We start from the raw sequence: 12,923 nt of genomic DNA, 5'->3' as shown, positions 1-12,923 counted from the left end.
TATGAAAACTAATTTTTTTGTCCTTGCGTTTTGCTTTTTTGCAACGTTTGTCAATGCACAGGACTATCTTGTAGAAAAGGTTGAAAACCCTGTAGATTGGGTAAAACCGTTAATGGGAACAGATTCTAAGCCAAGCATGTCAAATGGGAATGTGTACCCGGCCATTGCGCGGCCCTGGGGAATGAATTTTTGGACTCCACAAACCGGTAAAATGGGTCATGGTTGGGCCTACCAGTATACTGCCGATAAATTGCGCGGATTTAAACAAACGCACCAACCCTCACCATGGATGAACGATTATGGCCAGTTTGCTATTATGCCCATAACCGGAAAAATTCGTTTCAATGAAGACACCCGGGCCAGTTGGTTTTCACATAAATCTGAAAAAGTAAATCCGCACTATTATAGCGTATATCTTGCCGATCATGATATAACTACCGAAATTACCCCAACATCAAGAGCTGCCCGTTTCCGCTTTACTTTTCCGGAATCTGATAGTTCGCATGTTGTTATAGATGCATTGGATATGGGTTCTTATGTAAAGGTTATTCCTGAAGAAAACAAAATAATTGGGTATACCACTAAAAATAGTGGAGGAGTACCAGATAATTTCAGGAACTATTTCATTATAGAATTCGATAAAAAGTTTACCGCTTCGCATACCTTTAATGGTGAAGAAATTTCAGAAGACCTGGAAGTTGAGGCTGAACACGTTGGGAGTGTGATCAGTTTTAAAACTGAAAAAGGGGAAGTTATTAATGCAAAGGTAGCTTCATCGTTTATAAGTTATGATCAGGCCGAATTGAACCTGAAAGAAATAGGAAATGACGATTTTGAAACCGTAAAAGAAAAAGGTCGCAAAGAATGGAATAAGGAACTTTCCAGAATTAAAGTGGAAGGTGGAACTCCAGATGAAGTAGCAACATTCTATTCTGCTTTGTACCGTTCCTTACTTTTTCCACGAAAATTTTATGAATATAATGCTGAAGGCGAAGTAGTGCATTATAGCCCGTATAACGGGGAAGTTTTACCTGGTTATATGTTTACCGATACCGGTTTTTGGGATACCTTTCGCTCTTTATTTCCATTCTTAAATTTAATGTACCCCGAACTAAATGCTAATATCCAAAAAGGTCTTGCTAATGCTTACAAAGAAAGCGGTTGGTTGCCAGAATGGGCGAGCCCGGGTCTTAGGAATATTATGGTAGGAAATAACTCGGCCTCAGTTGTTGCAGATGCTTATTTAAAAACCGATGGGAAGTTTGATTATGATATCGATTTATTATATGAAGCACTTCTAAATGGAGCAAATAATGAAGGGCCAATGACTGCCGTAGGCCGTGCCGGCGCTGAATATTATAAAGATCTGGGTTATGTTCCTTATGATGTTGGTATTAATGAAAATGCCGCCAGAACTTTAGAATATGCGTATGACGATTTTGCTATATATCAACTGGCAAAAAAACTGAATCGCCCTAAAGAAGAAATTGAACTTTATAAAGAACGAAGTCTTAATTACAAAAAACTTTATGATCCGGAAACTAAACTAATGCGTGGTAAGAAAGAGAACGGGGAGTTTGTAGAAGATTTTAATCCTTTTAAATGGGGAGATGCATTTACTGAAGGTAACAGCTGGCATTACTCCTGGTCAGTATTTCACGATCCACAGGGATTAATCGATCTAATGGGAGGTAAAAAAGAATTTGTAGATCAATTAGATAAAGTATTTGAAATGCCACCGGTTTTTGATGAAAGTTATTACGGTGGGGTTATCCATGAAATCCGGGAAATGCAAGTTGCCGATATGGGGCAATATGCACACGGAAATCAGCCAATTCAGCATATGATTTACCTATATAATTATGCCGGGGAACCGTGGAAAGCTCAATATTGGGTTCGAGAAACTATGGATAGAATGTACCAACCTACACCAGATGGTTATTGCGGCGATGAAGATAATGGACAAACTTCAGCATGGTATGTATTTTCTGCAATGGGCTTCTATCCTGTCGCCCCGGCTACAGATGAATACGTAATGGGTGCTCCGCTTTTCAAAAAAGTAACTGTAAAACTTGAAAATGGAAATGAGCTTATTATTAATGCTCCTCAAAATAGTGATTCCAACAAGTATATTCAGAAAATGGAATTAAACGGCAAAAATTACACAAAGAATTATTTAAGTCATAAGGAACTTATGAAAGGCGCGGTAATCGATATAGAAATGGGTGATACCCCTAATAAGAATCGAGGGACTAAAAAATCAGATTTCCCGTATTCTTTGACTAATGAATTATAATATGTGAGATGAAGCTTTCAATCTACATAAATTAAAAAAGAATGAAATTCAACAATAATTTTATTACTTCAACAGGAGCATTTTTAATGTTCCTGTTGTTTTTTTCCTGCGGGAAAGAAGAAAAAACCACTCAAGCGAATAATTTATCTTCTAAGGATGATATAAAAGATCTCGCTCAATTTGTAGATCCTATGATTGGTACAGCCAAAATGGGACATACTTATCCTGGCGCTACGGTGCCTTTTGGAAGCGTGCAATTAAGTCCAGATACCGATACCATTCCTTACGCGGTAGATGGCAAATACAACCCCGATGTTTATAAATATTGCGCGGGTTACCAGTATGATGATTCTACGATTGTTGGTTTTAGTCATACCCATTTTAGCGGGACCGGCCATTCCGATTTGGGTGATTTCTTAATAATGCCCACCACAGGAGAATTAAAATTGAATCCTGGAACAGAAACCAATCCCGATAGCGGTTATCGTTCCCGTTTTTCCCACGAAAAAGAAACAGCCGAAGCTGGATATTATAAAGTTTTATTAGAAGATTATAATATTGAAGCTGAAATGACTGCTTCAACTCGTGTAGGAATGCACCGTTACACTTTTGCAGATAAAGAAGAGGCGCATGTAATCCTGGATTTAATGTCTGGTATTTATAATTACGACGATAAAAATGTATGGACCTTTGTTAGGGTAGAAAACGACACCTTAATAACAGGATTTAGACAAACCAATGGCTGGGCTAGAACACGTAAAGTGTTCTTTGCAATGAGCTTTGATAAGCCAATAAAAAATTACGGGCGGGCACGCTACGATAAACAACCTTATAATGGTTTCTGGAGGAAGTTTGATCAGGATGAGAATTTCCCGGAAATAGCAGGAGAAAAAATCAGGATGTATTTTGATTTTGATATGGAAGCCGAAGAAAAACTTCAAATTAAACTGGCAATTTCCCCGGTAAGTTCAGAAGGAGCGCTTAATAATATGAAGGCTGAAATTCCACATTGGGATTTTGATAAAGTTAAAAATGATGCTCGCGAGCAGTGGAATAAAGAATTAAATAAAGTAGTGGTAGATGCTGAAAATGATGCTGAAATGACCAACTTTTACACCGCTATGTATCACTCATTTTTGGGCCCAACCGAATATATGGATGTGGATGGAAAATACCGCGGGATAGATATGAATATTCACCAGGCAGAAAATTTTGTCAATTATACCAGTTTTTCACTTTGGGATACGTACCGGGCTTTACATCCGCTGTTTAATATTTTACAACCCGAGCGTAATAGCAATATGGTAGAAGCAATGCTGGCACATTATGACCAAAGTGTTCATAAAATGCTACCGGTTTGGTCACATTATGCCAATGAGAACTGGTGTATGATTGGTTATCACAGCGCTTCGGTAATCTCTGATGCGATAGTTAAAGGCAATACTGGTTTTGATGAAGAACGTGCTTTAGAGGCGATGGTACAAACTGCAAAAACTGGGTATTACGATGGCCTGGAGTACTATATGGAAAAAGGATATGTTCCTGAAGATAAAAATGGTGCTTCAGTATCTAAAACCCTGGAATATGCTTACGATGATTGGGCCATTGCTCAAGCCGCTAAAAAATTAGGAAACCAGGAAGTTTTTGAAGAATTCAGCAAAAGATCTGAAAATTATAAAAATGTTTATGATTCGGCATCTGGCTTTATGCGCCCAAAATTGGATAATGGTGAATTTAAAAAGGAATTTGATGCTCTAGATACACACGGGCAGGGATTTATTGAAGGAAATGCCTGGAATTATAGTCTCTATGTTCCACATCAGCCGGCCGAAATGATTGAGATGATGGGCGGAAAGCAACAATTCTCCCAACATTTAGATTCTTTGTTTTCAATGGAATTACCCGATAAATATTTTGAAAACACAGAAGATATTTCGCGTGAAGGAATAATTGGCAATTATGTACATGGAAACGAGCCATCGCACCATGTTGCTTATTTATACAATTGGACCGATACTCCCTGGAAATCTCAGGATAAAATAAGAATGATTCTCAAAGATCAATACCAAACCGGTGCAGATGGTTTAGGTGGAAATGATGATTTTGGCCAAATGAGCGCCTGGTATATTTTCAGTAGTTTTGGTTTTTATCCAGTAGCACCCGGCTCTACAGAATACGCGTTAGGGAGTCCGGCTATTAATAGGGCAACAATAAATCTGGATAATGGGAATACTTTTACAGTAATTGCCAATAACCAGTCTGCAGAAAATGTATTTGTTTCAAAGGTAGAACTTAATGGAGAGGTCCTAAAAGAGCCTTTTATAGACCATACAGATATTATGGACGGAGGAGAATTAAAATTTTATATGAGTAGCGAGCCAAATAAAGAAATTTACAGAGAAAATAAGTAGAACATGAATCAAAAGAAATCTTATCGTACAGCTTTTATATTTGTTACTATCCTCTTTTTTCTATGGGGTTTTATTACCGTGCTGGTAGATTCACTTATACCAAGATTAAGAGAAGTTTTTACCCTTTCTTATTTCCAGGCAGGGATGGTACAATTTGCATTCTTTGGCGCATATTTTTTACTTTCTATACCTGCAGGATATATTTTATCAAAAATTGGATATAAAAAAGGAATTATTTTAGGTTTGGTTACTATGGCTGTTGGCTGCTTACTTTTTTACCCTGCAGCTTCCTATCGTATCTTCGGAATTTTTATGTTTGGGTATTTTACCCTCGCAGCCGGGATTACCATATTGCAGGTAGCAGCAAATCCTTATGTTACTATTTTAGGTCCTGAAAAAACAGCTTCGAGCCGACTTAATCTATCACAGGCTTTTAATTCCCTGGGTACGGCAATTGCACCAGCTTTAGGAGCTTTATTCATTCTTCAGGATAAAGTGAAAACTACTGCCGAGATTGAAGCCCTGGATCCTACTGCGCAAACAAGCTATTATATTTCTGAAGCCTCTGCTGTGCAAACACCTTTCCTTGGTATTGCCGCTTTTATAATAATAATTGCAATTGTTTTCTTTTTTGTAAATCTCCCCAAAGTTGGAGATAAAGAAGCTTCTAATGATTACCGGGGAGTTTTAAAGAATCGAAACTTAATCCTGGGAGCTATTGGCCTTTTCTGTTATGTAGGGGCAGAAGTTGCATTAGGAAGTTATATGGTAAATTATTTTTTAAGTCTTGATTTGGCTGAAACTGTAAGAGAAACATCTTTTATGCGCACCATAGCAAGCTGGATTTTAAGCACTGGTATTTCAGCGTCAAGTGATATGGCGGTAGTTGGTGTTTTTGTGACCTTCTACTGGACAGGAGCTATGATAGGAAGGTTTATTGGTTCTTATTTAACCACTATTTTTAACCCGGCGCGGGTTTTAAGTGTATTTGCAGTAGGAGCAATAAGTATGATACTTATATCTACCTTTTCGGTAGGTCTTGTAGCTATGTGGACGATTATTGCCGTGGGCTTATTTAATTCTATTATGTTCCCAACAATTTTTAGCCTTGCTTTAGACGGCTTGGGAGATGATAAAGCCCAGGGGTCAGGTGTACTTTGTACAATGATAGTTGGAGGCGCGATTATACCACCGGCTTATGGATTTTTAACCGACTCCTATAGCTTTAAAATTGCCTTAATTTTAGTGATGATCTGTTATGCTTATATATTTTATTATGCCTGGACTAACAAAAGGAGAGCAGTTATAATGAATAATTAAACTTTTATTAAGCTGCCGATTTCAGAAAAAGCGAAAATCGGTTTTCTGAAAAGTTTTGTGAAATGCTAAGAGTTTACGAAAATAGCGAGACGCAACGTTAAAAAGCTCCTCAATTGAGGAGCTTTTTTTATAGCTTAGATTTACCGGTAATTTAATTCAGGTGAACAAGAATAAATTGTTTATCAGTAAATGAAAATCAAACCCATAATTGTCTACCGCTCTAAATAATGAACATCAGGGAGTTCCTGTAAATTATGAGCTGCCTGTTCTGCGGTAATATCTCTTTGTGGGCCGGCAAACATTTCGTAACCTACCATGAATTTCTTAACCGTAGCCGATCTTAATAGTGGAGGATAAAAACTCATATGAAAATGCCATTCCGGATACTCTTTACCATCAGTTGGAGCCTGATGAATTCCTGAAGAATAAGGAAAAGAAGTTTCAAAAAGGTTATCGTATTTTATAGTGAGCTTTTTAATAATTTCAGCAAAAGCTTTTTCTTCTTCAGCATTCAACTGCCCAATATGTTGATGTTGTTTTTTGGGAATAATCATCGCCTCGTAGGGCCAAACTGCCCAGTATGGAATAAGCACAACAAAATGTTCATTTTTTGCTAAAATACGCTCATTTAATTCCAGTTCTTGCTTTAAATAATCGCCCAATAAACTGCTCTTATTTTTATTCCAGTAATCTTTAAAATGTTGCGATTTCTTTAAAATTTCTGTAGGAATAGATCTTTGAGACCAAATTTGGCCGTGAGGATGCGGATTGCTGCAACCCATCATGGCGCCTTTATTTTCAAAGATTTGAACATAATTTATATTCTCTTTGCTACCCAGTTCTTCAAATTCTTTCTTCCATAAGCCCACCACTTTTGTGATATCTTCTACCTCCATTAATGGGAGAGTGAGGGAGTGATCTGGAGAAAAGCATACCACTTTGCAAATTCCGGTTTCACTTTCTGCTTTTAAAAGTCCGTTTTCAAAATCATCAGTGGGGCCGCTGGGGAGAAGTGCGGGAAAATCATTTTCAAAAGAATGAACACCTTTATAATCGGGATTGGTTTCTCCACCCATTCTTGAATTTCCAGGACATAAATAGCAGGATGCATCGTAACTTTCCCGTTTTTCCTGGTTATTTTTTTCGGTTTTTCCCTGCCAGGGGCGCTTGGTTCGGTGGGGTGATACCAAAATCCATTCCCCGGTTAAAATATTATATCTTCTATGCGGGTGCTTGTTTAGTTCTGTGTTCATTTTTCGCTATTTAAACTTTAGTAATTTGGGTACCTTCATCAGGTACCACCGTTATTGGCGTTGGAGTAATATTAAATTTCTCCTGGTAAGCTTTTGTTACTTCGGTGATATATTCATCAATTTTATCACTTTCAATTAAATTTATGGTACACCCGCCAAAACCACCGCCCATCATTCGGGAGCCGTAAATAAAACTTTTATCTTCAGAAAAATCAACCAGAAAATCCAGCTCGGGGCAGCTTACTTCATATTGATGTTGCAAACCGCGGTGGGAAGCATACATTAATTTCCCCAACTCTTTTAAGTTTCCGCTACTTAACGCTTTCTCGGTTTTCATAACACGTGCATTTTCTTTCAGTACGTAGCGGCAGCGTTTTAAACTTACAGGACCAATTTTTTCTTTAAATTCTTCTAGCATTTCAAAACTTACGTGCCTTAAAGCTTTTACTTTCGGATATTTTTGCTGAATAATCTGCACTGCATTTTCACATTGCTGCCGGCGGGAATTGTATTCGCTATCGGCCAGGTTATGGGACACATTGGTATTTAAAAGTAGCAATTTACAATTCTTGATTTCTGCCGGAATAAATTCTGCTTCCAAAGATTCGCAATCCAGTTTGATAAAATGATTCTTTTTGCTCATTACTGAAGCAAATTGGTCCATAATTCCGCAGTTACTGCCCACAAAATTATTTTCTGCCCGTTGGGAAAGTTTTACAATTTCCATTTGCGGCAGGTTTAAACTGAATAATGAATTTAAACCGCCTGCAAAACCACATTCTAACGCTGCTGAAGAGCTAATCCCGGCACCAATGGGTAATTCGCTCTTTAAAATACAGTCAAAACCTTTAAGAGTTTTCCCCAGTTTCTGAATTTCATCAATTACACCAAGCAAATAATTCTCCCAGGAATTTTTACTTTTTAAAATTTTATCCAGGTTAAATTCTACATAGGTTTCAAAGGTTTCACTATAAATTCGGCATAGATTATCATTATTATTTTTCCTGAATTTAAAATAGATTTTCTTGTCTATGGCCGAGGGCATAACAAAGCCCTGGTTATAATCGGTATGTTCGCCAATTAAATTAATTCTCCCAGGGGAGGCGACTTTTACTTCGGTTTTAAAATTCCTAAAATCTTCTGGAATAGTATGATTATTCTCTACTGCTTTCAATTGCAATTGCTTTTTAGAATTCAAAGATAATAAATGTGAATTTTACGTTCATTTAAAATTGAATGAAATTTACAAGTCTTAAAAGCGGTTTTTATTTATCCAAATTCATTTTCTATCTTTCATTAATTTATTTCCCGGGTTTTTTAGAGGAATTTTTCCATTCAATATTTTGTTTATGAGGTTTTTAGGTTTGGTGTTGGTTATTGCCGGATTCTTGTTTTTTGGTTCCTGTACTGACGAACCAGAGCAGGATGAATTCCAGATTGGTTTTGTACAGGCAATGACTACCGATAATTGGCGGAAAGAAATGAACAGAGCGATGGAGGTAGAAGCTTCTATGCACCCCGGTTATAAACTTCACATTAAAGATGCTCAAAATGATGTCTCAAGACAAATTAAGCAAATAGAAGAGTTTATTTCTACTGAAGTAGATGTTTTAATCGTCTCTCCCATTCAATCGGTTCCTATCACCCCGGTAATAGAAAAAGCCATGAATGCCGGGATTCCAACCATAGTGATAGACCGTAAAATTGAAGGAAGCAACTATACCGCATATGTGGGAGCAAATAATGTTGAAATAGGTAAAAATGCAGCAAATTATATTGTTTCCAATTCAAAGCCTAATCAAAACTTAGAGCTGATTGAAATAACCGGACTTCAAACTTCTTCCCCGGCTTTTGAACGTAGCCAGGGATTTAATGAAGTCGTGACCAATCAGGAGAACGTGGATATTGTGGCGTCCATTGCAGGGGATTGGGAAAAAACTTCAGTAGGTGATAATTTGAAATCTATTTTAGATTCAGTGGGAAGTATAGATTATATTTTTGCGCATAACGACCGTATGGCAATGGGTGCCTGGGAAGTGGCACGTAGCAAAAATCTTGAAGATAGCATCCAAATAATTGGAGTAGACGGGCTTTTTGGCCCTAGCGGAGGAATACAACTTGTAAAAGAAGATGTTCTCGCAGCTACCGTGCTTTACCCCACTGGTGGTGCTGAAGCCATTAAGCTTGCTGTTAAACTACTTGAGGGAGACCAGATTGACAAAAATAATATTCTGAGTACTGTAGTTATAGATAAGGTGAATGTGGAAATCATGCAGAATCAGTTCAATAAAATGAACCAGCAGCAAAATGATATCGAACAGCAACAAAAAATAATCACAGAACAGGTAGCTACTTATAACTCACAGTCCAACCTTTTAAAAATTATGGTTGGCCTAATTGTTTTACTCTTATTGCTTGGATTTTGGGCAGTTTATTTGGTATTTAAATTAAGGAAGCGAAAACGCAGACTGGAACTAAACAATGAGAAAATAATTACCCAACGCAATCAAATAGAAAAATTTGCAGAACAATTAAAGGTCTCAAATGAAGTAAAGATCAATTTCTTTACAGCTCTTTCTCACGAATTTAAAACTCCGCTAACATTAATTACCAGCGCGATAGAAAGTATATCACAAAATCCTTATAAACAGCTTAAAGATTTTGCTTATGAAACTAACCTTATAAGCAAAAATTCGGGTAGGTTGCTTAGGCTTATCAATGAACTTCTAGATTTTAGAAAACTGGAAAGCGGGAGCTTTAGGCTTAAGCCATTAAAAACTAATTTATACGAATTTATAAGTAATATATATGAAGATTTTGAAACCGAAGCGCTAAGAAAGTCTATTGATCTTCGTCTGGAGACCAACAATAAGGAGATTATGATTTATATGGATAGAGATATGATGGACAAGGTGTTTTTTAATATGCTTTCCAACGCTTTTAAATTCACTCCTAAAAATGGACAGATTAGTATTAAGGTAGAAGAGAGAGGCGAAGATAAAGTTGAAGTGCGTTTTAAAGATTCTGGGATAGGAATTCCAAAAGAAGATTTTCAAAAAATATTTGATCCATTTAGACAGGCCGGTAATAATACCAAACCCAGTTCCGGTCTCGGACTTTATATTACCCGACAATTTGTTGAACTACATAAAGGTAATATTTCGGTTTCATCGCATCAGGGTGCGGAATTTAAAATTGAATTATTAAAGGGTAAAAATCATCTTTCTGAATATGAATTTTCAGAAGATACTTCAGAAATTAAGAAAGAAGAGTCAGAAAAGGCATTAAAAAGTACTTTTATTCCGGAAGAGCTTTCGCAGTCCTTAAATGGAAATGCTGAAACTATTTTAATTATTGAAGATAATGAAGATCTATCTTATCTCTTGAAGAAAAGATTGCTGGGAGATTACCGGGTAGAACTTTCTGATGGAACAGACGCTATTGAAAAAGCATTGGAAATTATTCCGGATGTAATTATTTGTGATATCAACCTTCCAGAAAAAAGCGGTTTTGAGATCTGCCAGGAACTTAAGAGGGATTTGCGAACTTCCCACATTCCAACTTTGATTCTTACAGCATTAGGCGATGAAGAATCTCGCATAAAGGCCTTGAAAGCGGGAGCCGACTCTTATATCACCAAACCCTTTAATTTTGAAATTTTAAAGGAATCATTACGTTCAGCGTTGTTTAACAGGGAAAAATTGCGGTATTATTATACCAACAAGATAGATCAGGTAAAAGACAATAAATTTGAAGATTCTGAACAGAACTTTCTTAAAGATCTGAATCAAATTATTGAAAAGAATTTAAAGCACGCTAATTTTAATGTAGAAGATTTAGCGCAACAAATGGGAATCTCGCGGGTGCAACTTTATCGAAAGGTAAAAGCGATAATGGGAATTAGCATAAGCGATTATATAAATTCACAAAGATTGAGTAAAGCTAAGAGTCTTCTACAGGAAACTAATTTAAATATCTCTGAAATTGCCTATGAAGTAGGTTATGCTTCTCCGGGCTATTTTTCCACCTCCTTTAAGAATAAATATGGAACTACTCCAAAAAAGTTCAGAAACTAGCTTGAATAAACTATATCGATTTCGAATAGTATTTTTATTTAGGTATCAAAATTAAACTTTTTGTATCATATGTTAAACTATAACGGTTTCGTAAATTTTTATGAATTCCTGTAAGGCCCTGTATATAAAGTACTTTACAATTTATTTCGATTTAATTAACATTTTTGTAATCATTTTAAGGATTCCTAAAATACAGGCAGGAGTTTTAAACATAGCTTAGTTTCTCACTTAGAAATTACGATATGAGTAAAATTTTTGCCTGGTCAATTAGTGCTGCATTAGCAGGTTTTCTTTTCGGATTTGACACCGTAGTTATTTCCGGAGCCGATAAACAGCTACAGGAATTATGGGGAACCTCAGATGCTTTTCACGGCTCTATCGTTATGGCGATGGCGCTTTGGGGAACTGTAGTGGGTGCTATTTTTGGAGGAATCCCCACAAATAAGTTCGGAAGAAAAAATACCCTTATAATAATAGGAGTACTATATCTCCTTTCGGCCCTGGGTTCAGCCTTCGCTAATGATCCTATTACCTTTGCTATTTTCCGGTTTCTGGGAGGATTAGGCGTTGGTGCTTCAACAATTGCCGCACCTACTTATGTTTCCGAGATCGCACCGCCTAAAGATAGAGGTAGGCTAGTATCCCTTTATCAATTCAATATCGTTTTAGGGATTTTAATCGCTTACCTTTCTAATTATTTACTTCGTGACACCGGAGCTCAACCCTGGCGATGGATGGTAGGTGTAGAAGCGATTCCTGCATTTATTTATATCCTTTTTGTGGTATTTATTCCCAGAAGTCCGCGTTGGCTTATCTCTAAATCCAGAAACGAAGAGGCAGCTAAAATACTTCAGGATATTAATCCAGAGGCCGATCTGGAAAAAAGAATGATAGAAATTAAAAAGCAATCTGAAAGTCAGATTACCGGCGAGAATATTTTTATGAAAAAGTATCGCTTTCCATTAATCCTGGCGTTCCTGGTTGCGTTTTTTAATCAGCTTTCCGGTATAAATGCTTTTCTCTATTACGCTCCGCGGATTTTTGAATCGGCCGGCTTAGAAGCCAACACAGCCTTATTAAGTAGTATTGGAATAGGCGTGGTAAATCTACTTTTCACCCTTCTTGGAGTTTTTCTAATCGATAAAGTAGGGAGGAAAAAACTTATGTTTGCGGGCTCTATAGGCTATATCATCTCCTTATCCCTGGTAGCTGCAGCATTCTTTCTAAATTGGGGCGGACTTTGGGTGCCTATTTTTCTATTCCTGTTTATCGCGGCGCACGCCATAGGACAGGGAGCGGTAATTTGGGTATTTATTTCTGAAATATTCCCGAACCACTTAAGAGCCTCGGGCCAGGCATTTGGTTCTTCTACACATTGGGTCCTGGCGGCAATCGTACCTTCTTTAGTACCTGTGCTTTTTGCTACGATAGGTCCCGGTTACGTATTTGCATTTTTTGCCTTTATGATGGTGCTACAGCTAATCTTTGTGATTTTTATGATGCCCGAAACCAAAGGAAAAACTCTCGAGGATTTAGGTGAAGAATTATCCCCCGAGTACTAACAATC

General features: G+C 37.2%; 7 protein-coding genes. 5 read left to right on the top strand and 2 right to left on the bottom strand.

What is annotated here, in order from left to right; all coding sequences use genetic code 11:
* The first annotated feature begins 1 nt into the window (after position 1).
* From B4F31_RS07295 to B4F31_RS07285, 3 genes are read left to right on the top strand one after another with little or no spacing between them, the layout of a single operon-like run.
* Positions 2–2,296 carry a GH92 family glycosyl hydrolase gene (locus B4F31_RS07295; RefSeq protein ID WP_286760987.1) on the top strand — a complete coding sequence of 765 codons (2,295 nt, stop codon included), beginning with the start codon at positions 2–4 and terminating at the stop codon, positions 2,294–2,296.
* A gap of 41 nt (positions 2,297–2,337) precedes the next feature.
* Positions 2,338–4,707, top strand: a complete 2,370-nt coding sequence (locus tag B4F31_RS07290) for a GH92 family glycosyl hydrolase (RefSeq protein WP_286760986.1) — start codon at positions 2,338–2,340, stop codon at positions 4,705–4,707.
* A gap of 3 nt (positions 4,708–4,710) precedes the next feature.
* Positions 4,711–6,027 carry a sugar MFS transporter gene (locus B4F31_RS07285; RefSeq protein WP_075325006.1) on the top strand — a complete coding sequence of 439 codons (1,317 nt, stop codon included), beginning with the start codon at positions 4,711–4,713 and terminating at the stop codon, positions 6,025–6,027.
* A 212-nt stretch (positions 6,028–6,239) separates the two neighbouring features.
* Here the strand turns inward: B4F31_RS07285 and B4F31_RS07280 are convergent, their stop codons facing one another.
* Positions 6,240–7,280 (bottom strand): UDP-glucose--hexose-1-phosphate uridylyltransferase, encoded by a 1,041-nt coding sequence (locus tag B4F31_RS07280; RefSeq protein ID WP_093306076.1) that lies wholly within the window; start codon positions 7,278–7,280, stop codon positions 6,240–6,242.
* A gap of 10 nt (positions 7,281–7,290) precedes the next feature.
* Entirely contained in the window at positions 7,291–8,454 is a 1,164-nt protein-coding gene (gene galK, locus B4F31_RS07275) for a galactokinase (protein ID WP_286760985.1), read from the bottom strand.
* Positions 8,455–8,629: 175 nt separating this feature from the next.
* On the opposite strand from galK, the gene B4F31_RS07270 reads away from it, so the two are divergent.
* On the top strand, positions 8,630–11,356 hold the full coding sequence (locus B4F31_RS07270) for a substrate-binding domain-containing protein (protein WP_075325004.1): 2,727 nt from the start codon (positions 8,630–8,632) through the stop codon (positions 11,354–11,356).
* 242 nt (positions 11,357–11,598) lie between these two features.
* The gene (locus B4F31_RS07265) at positions 11,599–12,918 is read left to right on the top strand and encodes a sugar porter family MFS transporter (protein WP_286760984.1); all 1,320 of its coding nucleotides are present in this window, start codon (positions 11,599–11,601) and stop codon (positions 12,916–12,918) included.
* Positions 12,919–12,923: the final 5 nt, after the last annotated feature.

This window comes from Salegentibacter sp. UBA1130 (assembly GCF_002311535.1).
GTDB lineage: Bacteria > Bacteroidota > Bacteroidia > Flavobacteriales > Flavobacteriaceae > Salegentibacter > Salegentibacter agarivorans.
This window is presented reverse-complemented; position numbering and strand designations above follow the sequence as displayed.

Bases quoted from the DNA above. Each gene is read 5' to 3' on its own strand.
- B4F31_RS07295 (WP_286760987.1), top strand. From the start codon at position 2: ATGAAAACTAATTTTTTTGTCCTTGCGTTTTGCTTTTTTGCAACGTTT.
- B4F31_RS07290 (WP_286760986.1), top strand. From the start codon at position 2,338: ATGAAATTCAACAATAATTTTATTACTTCAACAGGAGCATTTTTAATG.
- B4F31_RS07285 (WP_075325006.1), top strand. From the start codon at position 4,711: ATGAATCAAAAGAAATCTTATCGTACAGCTTTTATATTTGTTACTATC.
- B4F31_RS07280 (WP_093306076.1), bottom strand. From the start codon at position 7,280: ATGAACACAGAACTAAACAAGCACCCGCATAGAAGATATAATATTTTA.
- B4F31_RS07270 (WP_075325004.1), top strand. From the start codon at position 8,630: ATGAGGTTTTTAGGTTTGGTGTTGGTTATTGCCGGATTCTTGTTTTTT.
- B4F31_RS07265 (WP_286760984.1), top strand. From the start codon at position 11,599: ATGAGTAAAATTTTTGCCTGGTCAATTAGTGCTGCATTAGCAGGTTTT.